Genomic DNA, 24,725 nt, shown 5'->3' with positions numbered 1-24,725 from the left:
ATAAAGATCTAGGTAGCAGGAAAGCCCGTGTCTAATGACCCAGGGCTGTTTCATTATAGAGCAAAAAGGTGTATATTGAAGCAATAGCCGGAAAAACCGGGCTAAATTCCCTTATATCCCATGGATCATCGAAAAAAGCTTAATCGACTATCTCAAACAAATACCTGATCATCGAGATCCTCATGGTCTTCGTCATCCTCTCTGGCTGGTGCTTCTAATCATAATTATGGGAATGATGAGTGGTTATTGGGGTTATCGACAATTAGGTAGATTTGTGGAACGTCATCGAAGGGAATTGATTAATATAGCAATCCTAAATAGGTTGTGGCAAAATTCCATACTTAAAAAGTTTGGGAAAATCAAATATTTGACCATCAGTAAAAAACTTGAATAACCACTTTACTTTTTTAAAAGAACTGCAAATATGATAAAATTTTTTCAAGAAACTTTTTCCTTGTAACCAAATATCTTCTACCGGATTTTGTTCCGGAGCATTAGGAGCAAATTTTGTACAAGTTATTAGCCAGTCTTCTTCTAATAAATCTTGATTAATTTTACTTAAATATTCTCGCCATTCTTGAGAATTATGATAACTGGCACCATCCCAAAATATAGCTAATCTCTTCCCTGGTCTTTGGCGTTGTAAATAGTTGATAAAATTGATAGTGTTTTTTGTGTTTCCCGCCGAATACTCTTTCATTATAAATTCTTGATTTTGATAATCTAATGCTCCGTAATATGTTTGTCTATCTTTTTGATTTTTAATAGGGACTTGTATTCTTTTATCTGTTCTTCCCCCAGGGTAAGCGCAAGAATCAATAAGCTGTAGCTTATTGAGAAAAAACTGGGTTCATTCTCAACTATTAAACTCTATTGAGAATCAAGTTCTACGAGATTATAGGGGTTTCGAGCCACGATCAACCGATATCCAGCCAATGCACATTATGGGCAATTTTTTCTTGCGCTTACCCTGGTTCTTCCCCAAGCATAACCTAACAGGTCTCCCCAGAGAAGATGACATTCATCAATCATAAACACTGCAAGCTTAAGTGCCTTTATGTCCGAGTGCCAGTTTTCTAATTTATTTTCAATTTCTTCTTCTTGATGCAGTCGCTCATGGGGGAAACCCCCAAGACCGCGCTGCATCGCTTTTTTTGCTTCCACTAAATCTTCATTTTTTGCTGGATTCTTTTTTTGAGTCTTTTTCCAACTTATTTTGGCTTCTTTGAATAAAGAATAGTAACTTTGATCAGACTTATACACCACCTGATATTCATGAAGTAAATGATTTTTTCAATCTGATAATATCAGATAGTCTTTTTTTTTAAGCCACTGAATTATTTTAACTTTATCTTCGGGTTTTAAGTAACTTTTTTTTCCTTTATATTTAAGTTTTAAACTGTCTACACCCTCAAAAATTGCTTGATTTTTCCATTTACTAATAAACCCATGAGAAACTTGTAATAATTCTTGAATATCATGATAAGATTTTCCTTGGAGAATCATTTTAACTGCTATGGCTCTTTTAATTTCTTTGGGCTCTATTGTTTGATTAATAAAATTTGATAATTCATCTATAATATTCATATTTTATTTTTTGTATAATAAGAGTAATATTTATATTATATCTGTTACAAGCTATTTAGGGTTGCTATAGACTTCAAATTCATGCATGCTCGTGTTCCTTCTTATTCAGTGCTCAGAAGAGTCATGGTTAATTTAGATTACGAAGAACTCCAACTTGTATTTAATAAATGGAGTCAACACTATGGTGTTATTCCCTCTTCAGAATGGATATCCATAGATGGGAAGAGCCTCAAAAATACTGTTAGTAACTACGATAACGCGAAACAAAACTTGATCAGTTGTGTTTCGGCTTTTGCTCATCAAAGAAGATTAGTCTTAGGGGTAAAAATGATGTCGAACAAACAGGAAAGCGAAATTTACGTCGTTCGAGAATTAATTGACTTATTAGATTTAACAGGTTTTGAAGTTCCCGTAGAACAGTGGAGCCTTTATGGGTGATCGGTTATGCAGAAAAGGGTTAAATCTTTTGTAATAAGGCTCCACTGTTCAAGGTTTCATCTCCGTAGTTTTTAGTTTTGATGCTCTTCATTGTCAAAAAAAACTCTGGCAGCCATCGTCGAGTCAGGGAATGACTATCTAGTTAAAGTCAAAAAAAATCAACCCAAATTATATCAACAAATAGAAACGGAATCAAACCAGCTTACACCACGACAAAAAGTGACCCATTATGAAAAAACTAGAAACCGTAATACTTATCGTCTTATTGAAGTGTTTGATCCACCCGAAAACCTTGACCCCAAATGGATTGGAGCTGGTTGTGTGATTAAAGTCTCTGAGACGAAACCTTAGGTAGTGGAGCCTTTATGGTGGGCAGGCTATGCATAGAAGGGTTAAAACTTGGCAGATTTTGGCTCCACTACCTTACGGTAACTTCAAACGCAGTGGAACTCGTGGAAATGAGACTTATAGAAGCATCAGTTATTATCTTTGTTCAAAACCACCATTATCTCGTGGTTTGGCCAATGGAATTAGAGGACATTGGCTCATTGAAAATTCTCGACCTTGGGTAAAAGACGTCATCTATGAAGAAGATATTAGTCCGCAAACGTCAGGACAAGCTCCTTTAAACTTATCTTTGCTCAAAACATGGGTTTTAACTCTTCTTCGAGCACATGGCTTTGATTCTATCAAGGCAGCAATCAGTGAAGCGATGCAGCGCGGTCTTGGGGAGGCAGCGCGGTCTTGGGGAGGCAGCGCGGTCTTGGGGGTTTCCCCCATGAGCGACTGCCGTGGTCTCCCCCATGAGCGACTGCCGTGGTTTCCCCCACTCGCTATTGCATCAAGACAATGAGCCATAATTTGAGATATATCCTCAGTTTTTGTACTTAAGATTAATTATATCTGATTATCTTCTATTTTCTAGAGAATGAAACAGCCCTGGTGTCTAATGACCGGGGAGGAATGCCACCTAGTGGCTAAAGCCACCAGGGTAAGCGCAAGAAAAAATGGCTCATCATGTGCATTGGTCGGATATCGGTTGCTCGTGGCTCGAAACCCCTATAATCTCGTAGAACTTTACTCGCAATAGAGTTAATTTGTTGAGAATGATCCCGTTTTTTTATCAATAAGCCACAGCTTATTGATTCTTGCGCTTACCCTGCTAAAGCCACCTAGTAAGCTAACCGTGATGAGGATCGTTAATGTACCTTTGAATGGTTTCAGTACTTACTTTCCCCGCTGCCCTTAAAAAAATAACTGTTTGTCCAGAAAGATGGAAGTTTATTAAGATCGGTAAACTCTTTTATTAAGTAGTTAGCACTTCTCCCTTTCAAATCTACCTTTCAAAGCTATGACTACCTGGTGAATCGCATTTTGATGATATATTTATACAGATAAATTTTTAATATTTTTCTACTTACAATTACCATATCTTTCTGTAAATAATTTTGAAAAAATGTGGCTAAATTATCTTTATTTTTGCAGATAAATACTTTATTAAAATTTTTATTTTCTAGGATAAATGGACTAGATAAGTAAATTTTAAGTTTAATTTTTATAGCTTTTTTTAAAAAAACAAGTTTATCGGAATTTAATGTCGCTACCAGTGTAGATTCTAATCGATATAACGAGAATAATTAACGATATATAATGGCTCAAGCTAATAAGAGCATAGGAGTACAGCAAATAATGCTGTACCCGGATAAAGAAACAAAGGCAATCTTGGAATATTTATGTGAACAGTCAGGAAAGCTTTATAATATGGGGGTGTATTTTGCTCGTCAAACATTTTTCAAGACAGGTTTAATATTGACTGGAAAATTTGACTTAATCTATGAACCAAGTGTAGGAAAAACAAAGATATCTAAGTCACTTCCTTCGACTCCAGCCCAACAAACACTATTAAGTGTCACGGAAGCATTTAAGTCTTACAAAAAACTAAGAGACCTATGGTTCAAGGGAAAGTTGCAACATAGACCAAAACCTCCCAGCTACTTAAAAGGCTCAAAGATGTTCAAGGTTACTTATCCAAATTCAGGTGGTCAAAAGCCAAAACTAGTTAATGGACAGGTTAAATTTTATCTTGGTTTGACTGTTAGGCGCTGGTTTGGGATTAAGAATTTTACCTTGCCTTTTCCAAGTAATTTAAAAGGAAGAAAAATAAAGGAATGGACTATACTCCCCAAAAATGGCGTCTTCTATCTAGAAGTGTCTTATGAAATCCCAGTTCAGAACAACCAGAGAAATTTAGCCAGCAATGAAGCATTAGGTATAGATGTTGGAACCGCTGATAATTTAGCAGCGTGTGTTGACACCCTAGGCAATTCGTTTTTGATTGATGCCCGTGCAATGAAGGCTTTTAACCAATACTGGAACAAGCAGGTGTCAAGCAGAAAAGAGGGTAAACCACAAGGCTATTGGGATAGTTGGCTTGATCGAGTAACTCGGAAGCGTAACCACCGCATTAAGGACGGCATCAATAAAGCAGCTAAGCTAATTATCAATCACTGTTTAAAATACGGTATAAATACGATTGTCTTGGGATGGAACGAAGGTTTAAAAAGTAATGCTAATATGGGGCGATTGAATAACCAAAATTTTGTTCAAATACCTCTTGGCAAACTCAAAGACAGATTAAGACAATTGTGTGAAATCCATGGGATTCGATTAGAAGTAACTGAAGAAGCTTACACAAGTAAAGCTAGTTACCTTGATGGAGACTCCCTGCCTAAATTTGGCGAAAAACCAAATGGGTGGAAAGCATCAGGAAAGCGTATTAAGCGTGGTCTTTACCGTAGTGGCGATAATTCAGTTGTAAATGCGGATCTAAATGGTAGTGCAAATATTTTAAGAAAAGTAGCCAGTAAGCTAGGTATAGACTTAAGCCGACTGGGTAGACGGTCTTTGACAACCGTAGCGAGAATTAGGTTGTGGGCGCTACCACAGTCTAATCTGTCAGCAGAATCCCCGCGTCTAATGATCGGGGAGTGTCAAGTCTTCTTAAACTCATACAAAAACCATACAGAGTCAAACAGATAGATGAACCATAGCATAAACCTGGGGTTGAGACAATGGACAAATAAAGACAAATAAAAGCGATGCAGAGGTGCGACCCATGGCGAATTTAATTACGGGTCAAGCGCACCTAAGCGGTCTTGGGGTAAACCCCCACTCGCGCTTTGCATCAAGACAGGCAAACGTTTTACTTAATCAATGTCAAGGGTATGATTAATGCCAGCAGCATGCAAGAAAAAAGAAGATCACCTCGCCAACAGACTTCCATTTCTTATCGATTGGCTGGTCTCTTCTCAGCTCGTCAGCCAGTCGTTAATATTAGTCGAGGAGGTTGCACCATTTACAGTGAAAAAGCTATCCCAGTCGGTCAAGTTATAAAAATACAATTTTTTTGGCCACAAAATTACACAGTGAATGCTACAGTTAAAGTCATGTGGTGCCAAGAATCTAGAGGAAATTCCCTAGCAAACTATAGAGCTGGTTTACAGTTTACAACAGTCTCACCAGAAAGTATAGATTGTCTTTTGGGTCTGCCAGCAACACCTATTTCAACGCCTCAACTTCAGCTGAATAAGTTACTAAAAAATTATCCGGCTAAGACTTCTAACACCTGCTCTACCTAATCCTCATACTAAATTGCGCTTCCAGAAAAGATATTACCATTTGAACAGATGACGGGTGATGGGGTTAATGATTAATAGGGCAAGCAGTTACTACTGATTAATTTTAAGTATTAATTTTAAGTATTAATTTTAATTCAACTTGGTATAAGTTGCAATCAAAGATAGTTGATGTCTTGATGCAGTGGCTGATGGAAGTCCCCCCCCATGAGCCACTGCATCGCTTTGTCAAGTTGCTGATCAGGAGTGAACATCAAGAACAGTCAACCTTCAACTATTATACCATTTTCAGTGATTGAGGCTAAAGATGATTTACTGGTAATTGGGAAGAAGGAAATTGGGAATTGACCAAGGAATTACCGATTAGCTATTACCACGAAACAGTATGTATAGCAATTATCATAGCTATGAGGTACACAATTTAGGTATTTTAGGTAATAGGTAATAGGTAATAGGTAATAGGTAATAGGTAATAGGTAATAGGTAATAGGTAATAGGTAATAGGTAATAGGTAATAGGGATGCGCTGCATCTTCAGGTGCGACCCGTGGCGAATTTAATTCGCCAAGGTCAAGCGCACCTAACAGGGAATCAGCTTCAAAGAATACTGTACCTCATAACTGTGATAAACGCTATATTTATAACAAGCCTACACAGAAATTGGAATTATCTGATTAGTTATTTATACTTATTAACCTAGAGGGGCGCTTGTCGCCCCTCTAGTATCCAATAAGTTAACTGCCATGGACTTTGTCAAGGTTCATGGCAGTTTTAATGGACTTTAAATTTTGTTTTTAATGAGTAATTATAACATTTTTTGGATGCTCATATACCCAAAAAAAAAAGTATACATAAACATACATAAATCCTACTAAATCAAACCTGAACGCAAACCTAAACGCAAACCTATGCTCGAAAGAATAGATTTATACACAGCAGGATCGGTAATCTTACCATCTGCTATCATTTCAGCACTTCACCTAGCACAACTTCCTTAGGAGTTGCTAAAGTGAAGTAAACCCTTTGCTTAGCTGCATCTACCTTTATATAGATAGATTTATGAGTACTGAACAATTAAATCAAGTTATAGAAGCAATTATTTCTGGCAAGTATTCCTGGGCTTGTGTATTGATATTACGGTTTTCTGGCTACAATCCTTTGCAATATATGCCCTATCGAACTTACAATCGGTTAATCAAACAAAACTATAACTTAGGCAACCGGAATAAAACTGCATCCTCTCAACCATCAAAAATTCTCAAAAGGTGTTAATCATCAAGACAACCAAAATAAAAAATTACTAAAAAATCCTAGATCCTAGGCTCTAGACTCTAGGTATTAGGTATTAACCATCAGGCATTAAGTACTAAAACCATTACTCATTAACCATTAACCATTAACCAAACACCAAACACCGGGTGCATCTCAATGCATGCAAAAACACTCAGGACAATAGAAGACTAATATCATGTTATGACAATTACCCTTAATAAAAATCCCCCTATCTCCCCCTCTCCCCACCCTCCCCACACTTCCCGCGCCTGGGTCCCACACTTCCTTTAGTTATAGATTTACAAGTAACAGATGCACCCCAAACACCAAACCCCTAACCCCTAACTCCTAACTCCTAACACCTATCTTTCAGGAGATTAATTTGACTAACACTCATTTACTCAAAGAGCGTAGGAAATTTCCGCGTCATATCACCTTACTAAATTATCAGATAGAAGGACTGATTTCAGATCAAAATGATTTAGTAGTTAATCTGAGTCAAGGCGGTGGCAAAATTTACATTAACAAACCATTAAAAACTGGGGAGCATAAAAAAATTCAGTTCTGCTTACCAGGAATAAGTTACACAGCTACTTCTATGGTGAAAATTGCCTGGCAAAGGAAAATTGGTTTAGATTCACCAGCTAAATATGAAGCAGGAGTGAAGTTTTTAGATATCTCACCAGTCAAGCTTAATACACTATTAGAACGGAAACAACTTATCTTCAGCAATCACTTTCAGTTCAAAGTATTACTGAAAACGTTTGCTGCTGCTGCCTGTATAGTTTCTGCACTTGCTCAGTCAGCTAGTAGTCAAACCGTTGCACCAGGCTCTATTCTCAGTATTTTGCTGGAGGGTCTTAATGATCGTATCTCTTGGGTAGCAAGTCAAAATCCCACTGATGAAGCTAGCTTCAGCTGGGAGCAATCTCCTAGGCAGCATCCGATTGGATTTAAGTTTAATCAATCTTTAGTGAGTGTTGATGATTTAGAGTCTGCTCCTGAGCCAATAACAATGGCTAGTTTGGTCTTATTAGGTGCTACATTTCTGATCCCATGTCGTCACCTAGAGTAATAATACCAAGTTAGATTAATTATCTATTTTGGCAGGATTATATTAAGGGTTAAGGTTATGAACTTAAGCTTTCTGTTTTTATTTGCCCTATTTTCACAAAAAATTCCTGATAAACCAATGGGGGTTGTTAAAAATTAATCATTTTAGTTATAGCAATTAATTTAGTTTAAAATTATTAATTTTAGTGAGGATGTGCCATTATTTAGCTACAATATAGATATGAGCACTTAGGTTAAATCCCCTGCCTGAAGGCAGGGGATTTCTTAATGGTATTAATTAGTTTAGAAAGTAAATACAAAATAATCAGTTAACTATTGACCCATACTCGAACATGAACACACCAGGTAGAAATTCCAGGTTGAAGCTTGTTTGCTTGTTCGCGTAGCGTGGCCGAAAGGCCAAGGTTCAGAAGATAACCTTTAACCTAGCAACCTATAGCAATCCTATCTGATTCGTGAAAGAAATGGGCTGCTTTAAGGCAGAAGGCAGAAGGCAGAAGGCAGAAGGAACAGGGTGCATCTCAATGCATGCAATTAGGCAAAAATTATAATAAAATCTCCGCGCCCCCGCCCCACACTTCCCGCGCCCCCGCCCCACACTTCCCGCGCCCCCGCCCCACACTTCCCACACTTTCCTTATTTTTTACAAATATGAGATGCACCCGAAGGAACAGGAGTTGGAGCTAGTTTTTAAAAAGTCCAGTGATTTTACAAATGATTTAGGATTGCTATAGTAACCTGGTAATAGCTTTTCCGTTTACATCTGAATTGTAAACATTGATGGAGGCATGGGGGGATGGGAAGAAAGTTAATTGAGGCAAATGCAAGTTGTAAACAATTCCGATGCTAAGCTGTTCGGCATTTAAATTGGTATAATAAAAATTAATAAATAACCCAATAATAGGAAATATGCCAGCAAAAAATTATCTGACAGCAAAAAACAATACTTCAAAAAGCCTTAAAAATAGAAGAAAATGGAAATATTAGAGAACGTATTTCGCGACCCAAGGCCGGGGAACCCGGCCTTGGGTCGCGCACTACCATGGGAATTTAATTCGACGACTGTAAGCGCACCGGGAGAGTTGATCGAGTATGGTTTTCCGGGACTGGTAGGGGGAATAAAAAAAACTGTGTACCTCATGATTCTGATAATTACTATATCCACCTGGGTTTTAGCAGTGGTCTCCACGGGGCAAGAAAAATTAACAATACATGCACTAATGGAAGATCCTGGTACTCTAAAGGGAAAAACTATATTAAGTAAAGTCAAACACACTAATCCAATGTCATAGCTAAAAAAAATGTCTGGTACCATGGAAGATATTGCTAGACAAGCCCACCAGGGTAGCGTGGTGGCAATTATTCAAACACTGAATGAACGATTAGCCGATTTTGGGGTGAGAACTAGAGCCATTCTGGCTGATGGCGTATTGCAAGTTTTGTGTGAAGCAGCAAAACCGGAACAGCTGGAACAATCGATTCTAGTCAGTCAAATCCAGGAAATTCTGGAAGAAATTTCACCGCGTAACATTCGTCGTGTCAGGATCAACAGCCGCATCGTGCGAGAGGAACAATTACTCTGGTTAGAAGAAATTAGCCGTGACCCAGACAATCAGCTGTTGTGGTACGAAGACATAACCCTTACTAGGCCAAATTTCTTCAAGCAACTGGCTCAAACCTTCAACAATCGCCAAAACCTACCGAGCCAGCAACTGGCTCTAACACCAGGATTTTCCCGTCAACTGAGCCAAAAAAAACTACCGAGTCAGCAACTGGTCTTACCGCCAGCTTCTTACAGTCAACTACGTAAAAAAGGTCGATTGCGGCAAGGTGTTGTGATTGGGTTAGGTTTGGGTTTATTCCTGATCCTAGTAGGTTGGTTACTGAATGATTGGTTTGGGAGGGAAATCGAATCCCTAAACCCAACTCAAGCCGACCATTCGGCAAAAGACCCAGCCAATTCTTCTTCATCGGGATCTTCTAGTAATCCAGACCCCCCCTTTACTCGGGACCCCTTTACTGAAGCAATGCGCCTAGCTCAAGAAGCAGCGGCAGCAGGTGAAAGTGTCGAAACCTCAGCTCAATGGTTAGATGTGGCAGCTAAGTGGGAACGGGCATCAAATCTAATGGAGACGGTAAAACCTGATGACCAACGCTACCAGATAGCTCGTTATCGGGTTATACTTTATCGAAAAAACAGTGAGGAAGCTCAAAAACAAGCTAGAAAGAAGCGCTCCTAGTAGTGTTGAATTGAAGTTTTAAATCAGTTTTGTTTAAAAAACGGTATAAAAAGGTGCTCAAGGTGTTTAAGGTGTTCAAAGTGAATCTATTTCAATCCCAGGGGAGATATCTGGAGTTTCTCAATTCTCTCCTGGGTTTCCAGGTACTACTAGTCTACCCAACTCAGAGGCACGCGCCTTTTGGGATTTTTACGCTCTGTGCCTTAGGTCGAAACTCCAACAAGCCCTCATCCAATCTACCGATCAGAATTAATTGGGTAGACGAATTTCGAGCAGTAACCATTGTTGATATCGTGGTGCGCGCCCGTTCGCGCCCCGCGTCGGCTTTGCCGATAGGCGCGCCTCCTAGGCCGGGGAACCCGGCCTAGGAGGCGCGCACCTAAAGCGAATTTAATTACGGGTCAAGCTCACCGGGGACGAGTTTAACTCAACTGTGACGATTACATGATGCAAGTTGTGCCACCGACCCACAGCTTCTCCTCTAACCAGCAGTGATGATTGAACGGGTGTGTAGGTCGGTTGTCGTAAAAAACTCCAATCTCTTGATCAAAAGCACTCTGATGCCGGGAACACTAATCCTAGCGAGATTACTGTTTTAACAGTTGCTCTAGTCAAGACCAGTATTCACAAGTTGTGCAACTAGCATAATGGATGCAGAAAGCGCGATTTTTGCCCCAAGAGTAAATTCCATCAAGTCCCGTCTCTCAGGTACATTTGAACCAACCTTTAGCCAGGAACATCAGGGTTCACTCATGCCTTACCCGACAGAGTTAGCTCAGATCGGGCAACAAATTGCTAAGACTATACTAAATACCTCAGAAACGCAAACTCTGTTGGCCATGCTGGCCAAGGCTATAGGAGAGAGTTTTCAGGTGGATAGCTGTTTAATTGGGGGGCTGGCTAACCCTAGCACTACACCCCAACTAGCCTGGTGGCGTGCTGATCAACACCTCGACCCAGAACACCGATACTACAAAAATCCAGTGCAACTGCTGGAACTCTTAACCACAGAGGATGACTTAGGCAGTGACTCAGTACTGGCAATTTCAGATTGGCAAAAATCCGATGCTTGGTCTAACTTAGATTTGGGTGAAGAAGTGCTATCTGCCAGGGCAATACTGAAGACCTCCACAAAGTTTCAGTCTGTAGTCAACGGGGTAATTGTTTTAGGAAAAGCCCAGCCTTACCAATGGACAAAGACAGAGCAAGAACAGTTAATTGTTGTATCCCAATGGGTATCAGTAGCAATTTCTCAAGTTCAGCTAACCCACCAAGTGAAGGCGGCTACTCGAGACCAAACTCTGCTCAACCAATTGAGTCAAGTGATGCATAGCTCTCTCAATCTCCTGGAGATTTTCCAGATAGCTACCACGGCTGTTGCTGAAGCACTTCAGGTGTCACGGGCACTACTGCTACTCTTAGATGAAACGAATCCCCTTGGTTGCACTGTACCAGGACAGCATTCACCAAAACATGATCTGACAGTCGTTTGTGAATGGTTACAGGAAACCTCTACTACTGATCTATTTTCAAAAGGCGACGCACTGTTAAATAAATCCTTCCCAGTTTCTGAGTGTTCTTGGTACCAACAGGCTCTCAAGCAAGCCCCTGAACCGATAGTCATTACCCATAGACCAGATCACCCGATTGGTAAAGCTGACCACCAGAGCATCTCACTCCTAGATCAGGTCCTATTGCCAGGGTTACTGATCTGTCCTCTGGTTGGGGCAGATAATCATGGCTTGCTATCCGTTAAGGTTTTGGGGTTCTTGGTCTTGCAAAATAGTCAACCTCGCCCTTGGCTAGAAAATCAAATCAACTTGGTCAAGTGGGTCAGTACACAAGTTAGTAGCACTATTATCCAAAATCAGACTCTCCAGCAAGTACAATCCCTTGTTGAAGAACGCACGGCTCAGTTACAACATAGTCTGAAAGTTCAGGCAGAGTTATACGAAAGAACTCGCCAGCAAATGGGTCAGTTAAAAGAATTAAATCGGCTCAAAGACGAATTTCTCAGTAGCATGAATCATGAGTTGCGGACACCTTTGACTGCCATGAGTCTAGCGATTCGGATGTTACGTCAACCCAAACTTGATCTTGAGCGTCGTGCCAAATATCTAGAAATCCTTGAGCAACAGTGTAATCAAGAAATTGAGCTAATTAACGACCTGTTGAGTCTACAGCAGCTGGAATCTGACCAGTCCCAACTGCAGCTGCAAAGAATTGACCTGATGCCGATGATTAAGCACTTGGCTAAATCCTTTGAGTACAAATGGGCGCAGAAAGGCTTAACCTTAACAATCAATAGTTCACTACCATCGCTCTTGATCAACACCGACGCTGAGAGCCTTAACCGTATCTTGCTGGAACTTTTAACCAATGCTGGCAAGTATTCTCACCCAAATACTACAGTGGTGATCGAGGTAACTGAGCAAATCCAGCAATCGGTGAAGCAGATTGTGATGAGTTTGAGCAATATTGGTCAGGGCATCTCTCCAGAAGACCTCAGACATATTTTTGATAAATTCCATCGCGGTCAGGGGATGACCCAAAGAGCAGTTCAGGGTACTGGTTTGGGTCTAGCGCTAGTAAAATGCTTAGTGCAGCATCTCAATGGCACAGTAGATGTCTCCACTGGCCCGTCTGACACTCCTCGCACCTCTCGGGTATCTTTCACAATTACTCTGCCCCAGGTTCAATCTTTTATGTAAAACTTAGTCATTAGTAAGTAAGAAGGCAAAACTAATCACTAATGACTAATAGCTCGGAAGACTAACTGGGAAGAATAGGTATTAAAGTGGATATGATCTGATTTATACTCCCGGATTGAATAGGAGTAACTATGAATAGCTGAGTATGCTCACAACTGATGCGCCCAAGCCACCACGTTGGCAACAACCTAACTATTCTCCCCTGGCTCGCCAGATCGATATTTTTACTGCGGCAGCGCAGTTTATGGTTTATTTATGGTGGGACAAGGTATCGGCTAATAATTCCCCCAAGCAAAGAAATCGTCGAGCCCAGTGGTTAGTTAGAAAGCTCTTAGACTTAGGTCCAACGTTCATCAAGATTGGGCAGGCACTATCCACACGCCCTGATTTACTTAGCTTAGAATATGTGAATGCCTTGGCGCAATTACAAGATCGGATCCCAGAATTTAGTGTAACCGATGCTATAACTCTAATTGAATCAGAACTGGGTCACGACATTCATGGTTTGTATCGGGATTTTGAGCATTTTCCTCTAGCCGCTGCGAGTTTGGGACAAGTTCATAAAGCCCGATTGCACACCGGGGAAGATGTAGTCGTTAAGGTTCAGCGTCCTGGCTTAGAAAAGCTATTTAACCTAGATTTTGAGATTATCCATCGATTGATTCGTTTTGTCAATCGATTTGTTCCGGGAACCAGAAAATATGATTTGGATTCCATCACCCATGAGTTTTTTAACCTGCTCTATCAAGAAATTGACTACATCCATGAAGGGAAGAATGCTGAGAGTTTTCGTCAAAATTTCAGCAATTATGCTCGTATTAGTGTCCCGAAAGTCTACTGGCGATATACAACTAAAAAAGTTTTGACTATGGAGTATATGCCGGGGATTAAAATTGATGACCGTCAGAGCCTGGAATCCCTAGGCATAAATCCTAAAGAAATTATTCAGCTGGGAATTTGTTGCTACCTCAAGCAGTTATTACAAGATGGCTTTTTTCAGTCTGACCCTCATCCTGGAAATATGGCAGTCTCTGCAGAGGGCAGTCTGATTTTCTATGACTTTGGCACAATGCTGGAGGTCAAGTCCATGACTAAAGACCAAATGCTCCAGACTTTTTTTGCTGTACTGCGTAAGGACACTGATCAGGTCGTTAATAGTTTAACTTACATGGGGTTAATTGAACCCATGTCAGATCTCAAGCCAGTCAAGCGATTAGTTGCTTTCCTACTGGAAAAATTTACCGAAAAGCCCATAGAATTACAAGCTTTTGAGGAAATCAGTAGCGAACTTTACTTAATGTTTGAGCAGCAACCTTTTCGCCTACCAGCACAACTGACATTTATATTAAAGTCACTAACAACTCTTGATGGGATCGCTCGTTCCCTAGATCCCCAGTATAATTTGTTAGCTGCTACAGAGCCTTTTGTTAAAAGCCTGGCTGTTTTTCAAGGGCGGGGGAATATAGTGGGGGAACTAGCTAAACAAGCTAGGGATTTTGTGAAATATAACTTACGTAAGGCTAGCGCTACCGAACTAGCAATTCGACGCTTAGAAGAGCGGCTCGAGCTGGGAGAGTTACAATTGCGGGTGCGTTCTGTAGAAAGCGATCGCACTCTCAAGCAGATCACCCTTGCTCTAAAAAGCCTAATTTATGCTTGTTTAACTGGATTTACTCTGGTAGCCGGTACTATTTTCCTATCAGGTCCTTATAGTGGATGGGCGATAGCCGCCTTTGCCTTTTCCGCATTCTGGTTTTTGATTTTGCTGCGTTCTCTGATTAACTTAGCCATTAGAGAAAGACTGGATAGGTTAGCCCAAAGGTAGGCAATCATATCTTAAATCGCCTACCTTTAATTCTTGTATGTAAGCATTCAGCCGTCAGCCGTCAGTGCTCAGCCGTCAGCGGTCAGCCGTCAGCAGACTTAACTCAGATTAAACCAATGCTTACCTCTTTTATTAAAAAGCTGTTCGCGTAGCGTGCGCGTAGCGCTTAAGCTGATAGCTGATAGCTGAGTGCTTACTCTTGTATTTTTTTCTTGCTTATATACCCCCAAGGGAATTCGAATCCCTGTCGCCTCCGTGAAAGGGAGGTGTCCTAGGCCTCTAGACGATGGGGGCTTATTGATTTCACTTTTATAATAATAGTGGATATTTTGGTTTGTGTCAAGTGTTTGATCAGGAAATTTTTTTCCACTCCCCTTACTTGATACTATTTCGCAACTGTTCTAGGCGCTGCTGAGCCTTGGCATCCAAGGAATTGACTAAAAAACGACCACGAGAGGATTTCTGTGGTCGGTATTTGCGGCGGGTTCGACGAGCTGTGAATTCAACATCGCTGAGCAACTGCTGGCAAGACATGCATTGAGCACCATACCCGACAACAGTCAATTGCTGTGCCCGATCTGAGGTAGCGACGATCAGACGTTTAGTTGGTTGAACAAGGTTGGTTCTATAGGAGGCGCAAAATTTTTCGATGTAAGTGTCTGCTGTCTCCCCGAAATCGGTGTAGTAAACGGATAAATTATTAGTTATCACCTCACGACTGTTAGGGGTATTGAGTGAGTGAGCATCAAAGACAATCTCAGTGTCATAGCCAACAAAGGCACTGTAATTGGCTAGGGTCTCAATTAACTCTTGGCGAGAACTCAGCAGACCATCACGATCACGGGTATTTTTCAGGAAAGACCAAGAGCCAATGACGTTATAGCCATCAACTAGTAAAATAGCCAGCGGTGAAGAACAAGACATTTTCCATGGGATTATACTATTTACAGTCCCTATGGACTGCTCATATTGGCCAGAATAAATTTAACATTTCTTTATATTAGTATAAATTGCACTTGAGAAAAAGGCAAAAGGATTGAGCAAAAATAACACTCAACCTTTAACTATTAAAACATATCATATTACAATAACAACAATAAGTGTTATTTATAACACTTATTGTTGTTAACAGTTAGCCGATTACAAATCCTACCACTTTCCGGAAACTTCCCGAGAATCAGTGATTAGGACTTACCAGTCTTTGCTTCAGGCGTTCCGGTTGACCTTGGTCAATGACCCGACCCTGGTCTAACAAAAATGCTCCATCACAATAATCCAACTCATCCAAACGGTGCGTAACCCAAATGGCTGTCAATCCTCTACTTTTGACTAAATTTCGCACTTGTGATACTAAATCCATCTGGGTATCTGGATCGAGTAGGGCAGTGGGTTCATCTAACAATAAAATCTCGCACTGTCTTGCGATCGCACCAGCGATCGCAATTCGCTGCTTCTGACCACCGCTGAGGGCATAGATCGGGCGTCGTTCTAGGTCTAGTAAATTGACCGCAGCTAGAGCTTCTTTTACCCGGGCTTGAACTTGAGCTAGGTCGAGCTTTTCTGCTACCAGTCCAAAGGCTACATCGGCACCTACGGTAGGCATCACTAGCTGATGATCAGGATTCTGGAAAACAAAACCTGCTGAACCCGCTAGGTAAATTTCACCGGATTGGGGGGACAATAAACCAGCCAGTAATCTAAGTAAGGTTGATTTACCACTGCCATTGGTTCCTAAGAGCATCCAAAACTCCCCCTTAGGGACTTCCAGGGAGCAAGATTGCAAAACTGTCCCCCCTTTAGGCCAGTTGAAGCCAACCTCTCTTACTTGAATTGCTGGTTGAGTCATTATATATCTTGCTGTTCCATGAATTTATTCAGCCATGGCAAAGAAGCCGGGAGTACGTCCTGAGCCTGTGGCTCCAGATTTTTGAGAAATCATTGCTGCACTGATCTGATCGCTGAGAACGCCAATTTTCTTCTCTGGCTGGTGATCGCAGCTGAGTTCTAACAACTGAGGATGCCCAGAGCGCATGGCTGTCAAAATTTCCTGGTAGGTCGCTTGCGCCTCTTCTTCTGACTTACGTTGCACAGACAGTGGCATGGGTGTATTCCTTAGAATCAAGTCAATGGTGAACATGGAGTATCAAGCCGTAGCGCGTTCTATAAATGTACTTCTTTTTCTTATCTTAGACCCCAGCCCAAACCGGGGTAAGAGCGGTATCTTGGGTGCAGTTATTACCTAATTTTTTTTTAAGGGGGTAGCAAAATTAAGAATTATGACATATTATGATAGTTATATTAGACGAACTTTACTTTTCTTTACTTAGACGCCCTTTAGTAAGGTAGCAAAGTTGGCAAGAAAGTAAATCGGCTTACCGTACTTATATATATCTGGAGATCCTTGCTATGACAGTAGCAGTAGGACGCGCCCCCAGCACCAGAGGATGGTTTGACATCCTCGACGACTGGCTCAAGCGCGACCGCTTTGTATTCGTTGGCTGGTCAGGCATTCTGTTGTTCCCCTGTGCCTACATGGCTTTGGGGGGCTGGCTAACTGGTACCACCTTTGTTACTTCTTGGTACACCCACGGCTTAGCCTCTTCCTACCTCGAAGGCTGCAACTTCCTGACCGTAGCAGTATCCTCTCCTCCCAACAGCCTGGGACACTCCCTGCTGCTGTTGTGGGGACCAGAAGCTCAAGGAGACTTGACCCGCTGGTTCCAACTAGGAGGGTTGTGGAGCTTCGTGGCATTCCACGGAGCGTTTGGTCTAATTGGCTTCATGCTGCGGCAATTTGAAATTGCTCGTCTAGTAGGCATTAGACCCTACAACGCGATCGCATTCAGTGCGCCGATTGCAGTATTTGTCAGCGTGTTCCTGATGTACCCGTTGGGACAGTCCAGCTGGTTCTTTGCACCTAGCTTCGGAGTAGCGGGTATTTTCCGTTTCATCCTGTTCCTGCAAGGCTTCCACAACTGGACACTGAATCCCTTCCATATGATGGGCGTAGCTGGAGTACTCGGTGGTGCTCTGCTGTGTGCCATTCATGGGGCAACGGTAGAAAATACCCTGTTCCAGGATGGGGACAAAGCCAACACCTTCCGGGCGTTCAACCCGACCCAAGCGGAAGAGACCTACTCAATGGTCACCGCCAACCGCTTCTGGTCTCAAATCTTCGGAATTGCTTTCTCTAACAAGCGCTGGTTACACTTCTTCATGTTGTTTGTGCCAGTAACTGGCTTGTGGATGAGTGCAGTGGGAATTGTAGGTTTAGCATTGAACCTACGAGCCTATGACTTCGTGTCCCAGGAAATCCGGGCAGCAGAAGATCCAGAGTTTGAAACCTTCTACACTAAGAACATTTTGCTGAACGAGGGTCTGCGGGCTTGGATGGCTCCAGCAGACCAACCTCACCAAAACTTTGAGTTCCCTGAGGAAGTACTGCCTCGCGGTAACGCTCTGTAAGACTCCAAGGCTGATCCCGAATTAAGGTTAGCGCTTGGATTTGCTCAAAGCCCCACCTGGAGGTGGGGCTTTGAGCAGTTCTAGAAACAGAAAACTGGAACGTTCTGAGCAATCTTCGCTGAACTTATAATTATGCTAGTTTCCAGAGGTTGCCATTTGAGGGATACTCTGTTATTGTAAGAAAAGGTAATAATCCTGGAAAGGTACAAAAAACCGCTTAGGGATTAAAGGAGGTGATGCCCATGGAAGATAGTAGTAAACTCATGGGTCATCTGGTTGGAGTTAGCCGGCTGTGCGCCGGGGCTGTTCTCTAGGAGTTAGCTGGATTCTCTACGGAGAATCTATATGACTGCTTAGGCAGGGCTACCTAAGAGTTCCTCTCGGCAGCCTGGTTTCAATCAGAAGACCCGCTAGACCGCTCTCACACCAGGTGTTATGGATTAACCAAAACACTAGCCGTGAGAGCGGATAGTCTTTTTTTGGGATTGTTGAAGGAGTGGATCTAACCATCATGGCTCAACTACTCAGCGATGCAGAAATTCAAGCCAAGGCGAGTCAGCTAGAAGACTGGAGTGTGGAAGGGAAAACCCTGCGTAGTAAAAAGACATTCAAGGGTTTTGTAGAAGCGATCGCTTTTGTGAATAAACTTGTTGAACCATCTGAAGTTGCAGGACACCATCCTGACCTAGAGATTTCTTACAATAAGGTAACGATTACTCTAACCACTCATGATAGTGGTGGCTTAACCTCAAAAGATTTTGACCTAGCGCAAGTTATTTCAGAGCTGGGTTAATATCCTTTCAATAACTCTAAATAAGTGACAATTGCTTTAGCAATAGACCCGCAGCTAGCGCAGAAGTTCATTCACAGGCATTGGCAAAAAAGTTTGTATAGCACTTTGTCGATAAAGGCTATAGTATAAGAATTGTTCCTCTAATAAATTGTTCCTGTAATAGGTTAATAGGTTTCATCGCAATAGCGCTGATTCTTATCTAAACCGCGAGAATCCCCGTACTTTACCGTATAGAGTAAGTGTAGGGATGGAGCGCGGGGCAAGGGTCGGAACAGAGCTTTCCAATGCGATGTACTAGGGATAGTAGGGAAAAACAAATTAAGAGCTAACCGCCACCTACGCGCCTGAACCTTGACAACCAACGAATATGGGGTGACCTTCAGAAAAAACTTGATAGTTTGAGTTATCTGTGGATGGGTAAAATTCCATAGGTGCGCTTTCCGTCGGCGAATTAAATTCGCCACGGGTCGCACCTGCAGTACAAAGAAAATAGAACTTTTTTGTATTGTTCCGGCGCGGAGGGGCATCCCGTGTCGTTAATAAAGCTTACCGAGTAACCTAAGCAGTAGCTGGTGTTGGTAAGAAGCCCGTGCTGTCGCGTGCTTGTCAGCGTCGGGAGTATGTCACCATCCTCCGTGATTGATCCGGGGGAGAGTTCAATAATTGTAAAGGTGTGAGGATTAAGAGAAGATGTCTAAACTACTGTTGAAGTCCCTACTGATAAGTCCTGCTGTAGTGGGTGCTGCTCTCGCCTTTGGTACCAATGAGGTACAGGCAGCCAACAAGGCCAACTCCTTAACAGTTGAGAATCAAGTTACTACGGAAGCTGCCCCACTTCAAGCTGTCCCAGTAAAGACAATGGCGATCGCGGCGGCCCCCACTGCTCCAGAAGTAAAGGATACCCCAGTTTTTTCCAGGTCGATGGGCTCCACCTTGGGTGAGGGAACATCATTAACTTTAAAGGCCGATACCCTAGTTCCTAAGGTAGACGTACCGGAGGCAGAAACAAAAATAGCCCAAGCCGTCCCCTCAGCCTCAGATAACAGCCAGCTGTTAAATCAAATTCAACGCTACGGTAAAGAAGGCAGTAACAGCCAAGATCAGGTAACTAGTGTTTCCCAACTGCGGGATGTTTCTCCTGGAGACTGGGCTTATGAAGCTCTGCGTAGTCTGGTAGAGCGCTACGGTTGTATCGCTGGTTACCCAAACCGCACCTTCCGTGGCAACCGTGCTACCACCCGTTACGAATTTGCGGCTGGCTTGAACGCTTGTTTGAACCAGATTGAGCGTTTAATTGCTGCTAGTACTGCTGACTTTATTACCCGTGAAGACTTAGAAACGCTGCAACGGCTGATTCAAGAGTTTGAGGCAGAACTGGCTACCCTCGGAGCACGGGTCGATAACCTCGAAGGTCGAGTCGCATTCCTAGAGGATCACCAATTCTCCACTACTACGAAACTGGAAGGGGAAGTCATATTCGCCCTGACCAATAACTTTGGTGATTTTGGGGAAGATGACAATAACCAAGTTGTCTTTGGTGACAGGGTTCGTTTAGTTCTCGACACCAGCTTCACTGGTCAAGACAGTTTAGTAACTCGTCTGAGTGCTGGTAACCTGAATGCCTTCACAGCGGGGGGTGAGATTACCCCAGAACTCACCCAGACCTTTAACACTGAGATTGATGGTACTGGTGACGGGAACGATATAGGAGTTGACTGGTTAGCCTATTACGGTGACATTCCTATTGGTCCGTTTGGTCAAGTATCAACTTACATTGCTGCCTTTGGTGGTCGGCATGATGATTACGTTCCTACACTCAATCCCTATTTCCAAGACTTCGATGGTGGTAGTGGCTCTCTATCCACATTTTCTCAACAAAACCCCATCTATCGGATTGGTGGTGGTGCTGGTTTAGGGGTTAGCTTCCAACTCGGTTTACTAGAGAGCGTGATTGGACCAAGTACTGTCACACTGGGTTACCTAGCTGGCAATGCGTCAGATCCTGATGAAGGTTCAGGTCTGTTCAATGGTGATTATTCTGCCTTGGGTCAGTTGAACTTCAACGTCAACGACCGCATTGGTGTGGGCTTTACTTACGTCCATGGTTTCCATAAAGAGAACAGTGCCATATTCAGCAAAGGCGCTGGAGAAGATGGTATAGTAGGTACTCGTGCTGCCAACTTAAATCAAGAAGCACTTCTTGCTAGTCGTATAGCTGATTCAGCTGACAAGGTAACCAACTCCTACGGAGCAGAATTAGCGTTTCGCCTCACCGACAAGATTTCCTTTAGTGGATTTTTCAACTACACCGATGTGATTGTGATTGGTGAAGGAGATGGTGAAATTTGGAGTTACGGCGGTGGTTTAGCCTTCCCCGATTTTGGGAAAGAAGGTAGTGTGTTAGGTTTCTTTGGTGGTGCAGTCCCCTATTCGGATTTGAATGAGATTGATACCCCCATTCACATAGAAGGCTTCTACAAGTATCAGCTATCCGATAATATCTCTATCACTCCTGGTGTGATCTGGGTGATTAATCCAGAGCAGAGTGACGGTAATGATGATGCTGTGATTGGTACCATCAGAACCACATTCACCTTCTAAAGACCCTGGCTAATTGCCCAAGGACTATTGAGAATTAGTTAGGTTTCCCTGCCCCTAGGCGGGGATTTTTGTTTGAAGGGGTGGGAGTGTCAAAAAATACTAGGATGGATGATGGATAACAACTAATAACTCAGAATTTCCAACAGTTATGCGAATTGCTCCAAATATTACCGAACTGGTTGGTCGGACACCTCTAGTACAATTAAACCGTATTCCTCAAGCAGAAGGCTGTGTCGCTAGAATTGTAGCCAAGCTAGAGGGCATGAATCCATCTTCGTCTGTTAAAGACCGGATTGGTGTTAGCATGATCAACACAGCGGAGCAGAATGAGTGGATTACCCCCGGCAAAACTATTTTGGTGGAACCGACCTCGGGAAACACAGGTATTGCTCTAGCAATGGCAGCGGCAGCCAAGGGTTACCAACTGATCCTAACCATGCCAGAGACAATGAGCATCGAGCGACGGGCTATGTTGCGAGCTTATGGTGCTCAGTTGGAACTGACACCAGGTAGTGAAGGCATGGGTGGCTGTATTAGGCGAGCTCAGGAAATTGTAGAAACCACATCCAATGCCTATATGCTGCAACAGTTTCGTAATCCAGCTAACCCCAAAATTCACTATTGTACCACCGCTGAAGAAATTTGGGACGATACGGAAGGACAGGTGGATTTCCTGGTGGCTGGAGTTGGTACGGGTGGTACAATTACTGGTGTTGCTGAAGCGATCAAAAAACGCAAGCCCAGTTTTAAAGCGATCGCAGTTGAACCAGCTGGTAGTTCTGTACTTTCTGGAGGGTCTCCAGGACCTCACAAAATTCAGGGTATCGGTGCGGGTTTTATTCCAGAAGTACTCAAGGTTGAACTTCTTGACGAGGTGATTACAGTTACGGATGATGATGCGATCGCATACGGTCGTCGTTTAGCCCGTGAAGAAGGAATTCTTTCCGGCATTTCCACTGGAGCCATACTATCAGCGGCTATTGAAGTTGGCAAACGTCCAGAAAATGAGGGATGCCTGATTGTCATGATTCAACCGAGTTTTGGGGAACGGTACCTAAGCACCCCCCTCTTCCAAGAGCCAACCGCCACCACTGATTAGTGTTATGGGGCAAGGCGCTTCGGTTCAGTAGTTATCCTAAAACCTCTGGAAATCGATGGAAATATAAGGATTGAGCTTAGTTGCTACCTCAATTATACTATCGCTGCCGGTTTCAGTAGGTTTAGTGTAGCCCATGTCAGACTCGAATCACTACCAAACTTTGGATGTTCATCCCCACGCTACGACCCTAGAAATTAAACAAGCCTACCGACGGCTAGCCAAGCGCTTTCATCCAGATAGCAACAGCCCCACCGCTGATCCGGAAAAAATTATCCAAGTTAATGCTGCCTATGAGGTACTCAGTAACCCTGAGCGACGGCGTTCCTATGACCAAAAGAGGAATTACTTTCAGGATTCATTAGAGCCTCAGAATCGACAACAGCGAACAGCTCATGCCCAAAGACATTACCAGCATCATCGGCAAAAGGGAAAAAAGACTGATGCCCAGCTAGGGGAATGGTTGCAGCAAATTTATCAACCTGTAAACCACCGGATTAGTCATATCCTTGAGCCTCTAGAGGCTCAACTTGATGAACTCTCCGCTGACCCGTTTGATGATGAACTCATGGCAGAGTTTGAAGCTTATCTGGAAGAGTGTGGTGATCATCTCCATCAAGCTCAGAGACTGTTTCAGTCTCAACCTAATCCTGCCACCGTTGCCAGTGCTGCTGCTAACCTCTACTACTGTCTTAATCAGTTAGGAGATGGGATAGAAGAATTAAAGCTGTTTACCCTTAACTACGACGACTACCACCTACACACAGGTCAAGAACTGTTCAGAATAGCTTCCCATCTGCTCTGGGAAGCTAAAGACACAGTTAAAGATTTTTGCTAATGGGTAACCAATATTATTTTTTTAGCTTACCAACGACCACTAATCCAAATTAGTTTATCCTGAAAATAAGTCTAGTTTACCTAACTTGACATGGAATGCGTCATTAAGCGCCGTGCTGAGTTTTCAGCCAGCCACCGATACTGGTTACCAGAACTGAGTGAAGCTGAGAACCTTCAGCGGTTTGGTTTGGGGAGCAGATTTCCTGGACACGGACACAACTACGTTCTGTTCGTTTCCCTGACCGCTCAGTTGGATAAGTATGGCATGGTGAAAAACTTGTCTAAAGTCAAAACGGTGATCCAACGAGAGGTCACCAGCCAACTTGACTACGCTTATCTCAATGAGGTTTGGTCAGAATTTCAGCAAACCTTACCTACTACCGAAAACATAGCACGAGTAATTTGGCAACGCTTGGTTACCTATCTACCACTACTGAAGATTCAGCTATTTGAACATCCAAAACTCTGGGCTGACTATCAAGGAAACGGTATGGAAGTATATCTGACTATCAGTAACCACTTTAGCGCTGCTCACCGACTAGCTCATCCTGACCTCAGTGACGAGGAAAACTACCAGATTTACGGTAAGTGTGCTCGTCCCAACGGACATGGACATAACTATCACATAGAAGTGACAGTTAAGGGTGAAATGGATCCGCGCACTGGCATGATTGTTGATCTAGGCTCCTTGCAGCAAGTCATGGATGAGTATGTCCTGGAAGCTTTTGACCATACTTTCCTCAATAAAGACATTCCATACTTTGCCCGGGTTGTTCCTACTGCCGAAAATATTGCTATCTATATTTGTCAGTTATTGCAACAACCAATTCAAGAATTGGATGTCCAACTTCATAAGGTGAAATTGAGTGAAAGTCCCAATAACTCCTGCGAAGTCTATTGCACACCAGAGACTACCAAGTCAGCAGCAACATCATCTACAGAAACTCTGCTGACTGTGATGTAGTTGAACAGATTTAGTTGAACAGATTTAGTTCTCTAGGTTTAGACATATCGTTGTGTTGATGGTTGGCTGTTAACCGTTGACAGTTCACTGCCGTGATCAATCCTAGTCTTGAGATCTCCACAGGTTCAAAGTGCTGGGATTATGCGGTTATACCACCGCCAACAGGGTAACCTGCTGGCCGATGAGCC

Annotated in this window: 22 protein-coding genes, 1 tRNA gene and 3 pseudogenes; 18 read left to right on the top strand and 8 right to left on the bottom strand. The window is 42.6% G+C overall.

Translation table 11 applies throughout. The features are described 5' to 3' along the window. The first annotated feature begins 115 nt into the window (after positions 1–115). The gene (locus tag F6K64_RS15895; RefSeq protein WP_502708040.1) at positions 116–394 is read left to right on the top strand and encodes a transposase family protein; all 279 of its coding nucleotides are present in this window, start codon (positions 116–118) and stop codon (positions 392–394) included. Here the strand turns inward: F6K64_RS15895 and F6K64_RS15890 are convergent. Both F6K64_RS15890 and F6K64_RS15885 read right to left on the bottom strand, forming a co-directional pair. Continuing rightward, positions 314–796: pseudogene (locus F6K64_RS15890) on the bottom strand (transposase); the annotation flags it as partial. The gene F6K64_RS15895 and the pseudogene F6K64_RS15890 overlap by 81 nt on opposite strands. 185 nt (positions 797–981) lie before the next feature. Beyond that, positions 982–1,587 (bottom strand): annotated as a pseudogene (locus F6K64_RS15885) (helix-turn-helix domain-containing protein); the annotation flags it as partial. 81 nt (positions 1,588–1,668) lie between these two features. Here F6K64_RS15885 and F6K64_RS15880 point away from each other — a divergent pair. From F6K64_RS15880 to F6K64_RS15870, 3 genes are all read left to right on the top strand, one after another. Next, positions 1,669–2,025, top strand: coding sequence for an ISAs1 family transposase (locus F6K64_RS15880; protein WP_287257237.1), 357 nt, complete (start codon positions 1,669–1,671; stop codon positions 2,023–2,025). A 90-nt stretch (positions 2,026–2,115) separates the two neighbouring features. Continuing rightward, on the top strand, positions 2,116–2,376 hold the full coding sequence (locus tag F6K64_RS15875) for a hypothetical protein (protein WP_287257238.1): 261 nt from the start codon (positions 2,116–2,118) through the stop codon (positions 2,374–2,376). A 28-nt stretch (positions 2,377–2,404) separates the two neighbouring features. Then, positions 2,405–2,878: a hypothetical protein gene (locus F6K64_RS15870; protein ID WP_008179916.1), complete on the top strand. Its 474-nt coding sequence runs from the start codon at positions 2,405–2,407 to the stop codon at positions 2,876–2,878. Between the two features lie 327 nt (positions 2,879–3,205). On the opposite strand, the pseudogene F6K64_RS15865 reads toward F6K64_RS15870, so the two are convergent. Then, a pseudogene (locus F6K64_RS15865) lies at positions 3,206–3,356 on the bottom strand (transposase); the annotation flags it as partial. Positions 3,357–3,675: 319 nt separating this feature from the next. Between F6K64_RS15865 and F6K64_RS15860 the strand changes: the two are divergent. The 8 genes from F6K64_RS15860 (at position 3,676) to F6K64_RS15825 (ending at position 14,781) form a co-directional block, all read left to right on the top strand. Continuing rightward, on the top strand, positions 3,676–5,064 hold the full coding sequence (locus F6K64_RS15860; RefSeq protein ID WP_008179915.1) for an RNA-guided endonuclease InsQ/TnpB family protein: 1,389 nt from the start codon (positions 3,676–3,678) through the stop codon (positions 5,062–5,064). Between the two features lie 185 nt (positions 5,065–5,249). Next, on the top strand, positions 5,250–5,663 hold the full coding sequence (locus F6K64_RS15855) for a PilZ domain-containing protein (protein WP_044492299.1): 414 nt from the start codon (positions 5,250–5,252) through the stop codon (positions 5,661–5,663). A gap of 149 nt (positions 5,664–5,812) precedes the next feature. After that, on the top strand, positions 5,813–5,959 hold the full coding sequence (locus tag F6K64_RS15850; protein WP_154659682.1) for a hypothetical protein: 147 nt from the start codon (positions 5,813–5,815) through the stop codon (positions 5,957–5,959). A 759-nt stretch (positions 5,960–6,718) separates the two neighbouring features. After that, positions 6,719–6,931 (top strand): HetP family heterocyst commitment protein, encoded by a 213-nt coding sequence (locus F6K64_RS15845; protein ID WP_008179910.1) that lies wholly within the window; start codon positions 6,719–6,721, stop codon positions 6,929–6,931. Positions 6,932–7,313: 382 nt separating this feature from the next. Further along, the gene (locus F6K64_RS15840; RefSeq protein WP_008179908.1) at positions 7,314–8,006 is read left to right on the top strand and encodes a PilZ domain-containing protein; all 693 of its coding nucleotides are present in this window, start codon (positions 7,314–7,316) and stop codon (positions 8,004–8,006) included. Positions 8,007–9,306: 1,300 nt separating this feature from the next. Then, on the top strand, positions 9,307–10,245 hold the full coding sequence (locus tag F6K64_RS15835; protein WP_287257103.1) for a hypothetical protein: 939 nt from the start codon (positions 9,307–9,309) through the stop codon (positions 10,243–10,245). A 647-nt stretch (positions 10,246–10,892) separates the two neighbouring features. Beyond that, on the top strand, positions 10,893–12,956 hold the full coding sequence (locus F6K64_RS15830) for a GAF domain-containing sensor histidine kinase (RefSeq protein WP_008188387.1): 2,064 nt from the start codon (positions 10,893–10,895) through the stop codon (positions 12,954–12,956). Positions 12,957–13,101: 145 nt separating this feature from the next. Continuing rightward, on the top strand, positions 13,102–14,781 hold the full coding sequence (locus F6K64_RS15825) for an ABC1 kinase family protein (RefSeq protein WP_287247537.1): 1,680 nt from the start codon (positions 13,102–13,104) through the stop codon (positions 14,779–14,781). Positions 14,782–15,002: 221 nt separating this feature from the next. On the opposite strand, the gene F6K64_RS15820 is transcribed toward F6K64_RS15825, so the two are convergent. The 4 genes from F6K64_RS15820 to F6K64_RS15805 all read right to left on the bottom strand — a co-directional run bounded on the left by F6K64_RS15820 (position 15,003) and on the right by F6K64_RS15805 (position 16,918). Next, positions 15,003–15,075, bottom strand: a tRNA-Glu gene (locus tag F6K64_RS15820). 81 nt (positions 15,076–15,156) lie between these two features. Continuing rightward, positions 15,157–15,705 carry an NYN domain-containing protein gene (locus F6K64_RS15815; protein WP_008188389.1) on the bottom strand — a complete coding sequence of 183 codons (549 nt, stop codon included), beginning with the start codon at positions 15,703–15,705 and terminating at the stop codon, positions 15,157–15,159. Positions 15,706–15,958: 253 nt separating this feature from the next. Then, positions 15,959–16,627 carry an energy-coupling factor ABC transporter ATP-binding protein gene (locus F6K64_RS15810; protein WP_008177882.1) on the bottom strand — a complete coding sequence of 223 codons (669 nt, stop codon included), beginning with the start codon at positions 16,625–16,627 and terminating at the stop codon, positions 15,959–15,961. 24 nt (positions 16,628–16,651) lie between these two features. Continuing rightward, positions 16,652–16,918: a UPF0367 protein family gene (locus F6K64_RS15805; protein WP_008177880.1), complete on the bottom strand. Its 267-nt coding sequence runs from the start codon at positions 16,916–16,918 to the stop codon at positions 16,652–16,654. Positions 16,919–17,187: 269 nt separating this feature from the next. On the opposite strand from F6K64_RS15805, the gene psbD reads away from it, so the two are divergent. Together psbD and F6K64_RS15795 are read left to right on the top strand one after the other, a co-directional pair. Continuing rightward, positions 17,188–18,246, top strand: coding sequence for a photosystem II D2 protein (photosystem q(a) protein) (gene psbD / locus F6K64_RS15800; protein WP_008183309.1), 1,059 nt, complete (start codon positions 17,188–17,190; stop codon positions 18,244–18,246). A gap of 511 nt (positions 18,247–18,757) precedes the next feature. Continuing rightward, positions 18,758–19,039: a 4a-hydroxytetrahydrobiopterin dehydratase gene (locus F6K64_RS15795; protein ID WP_009149074.1), complete on the top strand. Its 282-nt coding sequence runs from the start codon at positions 18,758–18,760 to the stop codon at positions 19,037–19,039. 164 nt (positions 19,040–19,203) lie between these two features. Here F6K64_RS15795 and F6K64_RS15790 read toward each other — a convergent pair whose 3' ends face one another. Then, entirely contained in the window at positions 19,204–19,503 is a 300-nt protein-coding gene (locus tag F6K64_RS15790) for a hypothetical protein (protein ID WP_131826892.1), read from the bottom strand. Positions 19,504–19,729: 226 nt separating this feature from the next. Here F6K64_RS15790 and F6K64_RS15785 point away from each other — a divergent pair, with 226 nt between their 5' ends. The 4 genes from F6K64_RS15785 (at position 19,730) to F6K64_RS15770 (ending at position 24,537) form a co-directional block, all read left to right on the top strand. Further along, entirely contained in the window at positions 19,730–21,640 is a 1,911-nt protein-coding gene (locus tag F6K64_RS15785; RefSeq protein ID WP_009149075.1) for an iron uptake porin, read from the top strand. A gap of 148 nt (positions 21,641–21,788) precedes the next feature. Beyond that, positions 21,789–22,739, top strand: a complete 951-nt coding sequence (cysK, locus tag F6K64_RS15780; RefSeq protein ID WP_009149078.1) for a cysteine synthase A — start codon at positions 21,789–21,791, stop codon at positions 22,737–22,739. 133 nt (positions 22,740–22,872) lie between these two features. Next, positions 22,873–23,574: a J domain-containing protein gene (locus F6K64_RS15775; RefSeq protein ID WP_009149080.1), complete on the top strand. Its 702-nt coding sequence runs from the start codon at positions 22,873–22,875 to the stop codon at positions 23,572–23,574. A 90-nt stretch (positions 23,575–23,664) separates the two neighbouring features. Next, positions 23,665–24,537, top strand: coding sequence for a 6-carboxytetrahydropterin synthase (locus tag F6K64_RS15770; protein ID WP_287265796.1), 873 nt, complete (start codon positions 23,665–23,667; stop codon positions 24,535–24,537). Positions 24,538–24,725: the final 188 nt, after the last annotated feature.

Origin of the sequence: Moorena sp. SIO3A2 (genome assembly GCF_010672265.1) — a bacterium.
Taxonomy (GTDB): Bacteria; Cyanobacteriota; Cyanobacteriia; order Cyanobacteriales; family Coleofasciculaceae; genus Moorena; species Moorena producens.
This window is presented reverse-complemented; position numbering and strand designations above follow the sequence as displayed.

Excerpts from the sequence above, each read along its gene's own strand:
- psbD (WP_008183309.1), top strand. The coding sequence starts at position 17,188 with ATGACAGTAGCAGTAGGACGCGCCCCCAGCACCAGAGGATGGTTTGAC.
- F6K64_RS15785 (WP_009149075.1), top strand. The coding sequence starts at position 19,730 with ATGTCTAAACTACTGTTGAAGTCCCTACTGATAAGTCCTGCTGTAGTG.
- F6K64_RS15805 (WP_008177880.1), bottom strand. The coding sequence starts at position 16,918 with ATGTTCACCATTGACTTGATTCTAAGGAATACACCCATGCCACTGTCT.
- F6K64_RS15815 (WP_008188389.1), bottom strand. The coding sequence starts at position 15,705 with ATGTCTTGTTCTTCACCGCTGGCTATTTTACTAGTTGATGGCTATAAC.
- F6K64_RS15795 (WP_009149074.1), top strand. The coding sequence starts at position 18,758 with ATGGCTCAACTACTCAGCGATGCAGAAATTCAAGCCAAGGCGAGTCAG.
- cysK (WP_009149078.1), top strand. The coding sequence starts at position 21,789 with ATGCGAATTGCTCCAAATATTACCGAACTGGTTGGTCGGACACCTCTA.
- F6K64_RS15775 (WP_009149080.1), top strand. The coding sequence starts at position 22,873 with ATGTCAGACTCGAATCACTACCAAACTTTGGATGTTCATCCCCACGCT.
- F6K64_RS15835 (WP_287257103.1), top strand. The coding sequence starts at position 9,307 with ATGTCTGGTACCATGGAAGATATTGCTAGACAAGCCCACCAGGGTAGC.
- F6K64_RS15860 (WP_008179915.1), top strand. The coding sequence starts at position 3,676 with ATGGCTCAAGCTAATAAGAGCATAGGAGTACAGCAAATAATGCTGTAC.
- F6K64_RS15830 (WP_008188387.1), top strand. The coding sequence starts at position 10,893 with ATGGATGCAGAAAGCGCGATTTTTGCCCCAAGAGTAAATTCCATCAAG.
- F6K64_RS15870 (WP_008179916.1), top strand. The coding sequence starts at position 2,405 with ATGCATAGAAGGGTTAAAACTTGGCAGATTTTGGCTCCACTACCTTAC.
- F6K64_RS15845 (WP_008179910.1), top strand. The coding sequence starts at position 6,719 with ATGAGTACTGAACAATTAAATCAAGTTATAGAAGCAATTATTTCTGGC.
- F6K64_RS15880 (WP_287257237.1), top strand. The coding sequence starts at position 1,669 with ATGCATGCTCGTGTTCCTTCTTATTCAGTGCTCAGAAGAGTCATGGTT.
- F6K64_RS15855 (WP_044492299.1), top strand. The coding sequence starts at position 5,250 with ATGATTAATGCCAGCAGCATGCAAGAAAAAAGAAGATCACCTCGCCAA.
- F6K64_RS15770 (WP_287265796.1), top strand. The coding sequence starts at position 23,665 with ATGGAATGCGTCATTAAGCGCCGTGCTGAGTTTTCAGCCAGCCACCGA.
- F6K64_RS15825 (WP_287247537.1), top strand. The coding sequence starts at position 13,102 with ATGCTCACAACTGATGCGCCCAAGCCACCACGTTGGCAACAACCTAAC.
- F6K64_RS15810 (WP_008177882.1), bottom strand. The coding sequence starts at position 16,627 with ATGACTCAACCAGCAATTCAAGTAAGAGAGGTTGGCTTCAACTGGCCT.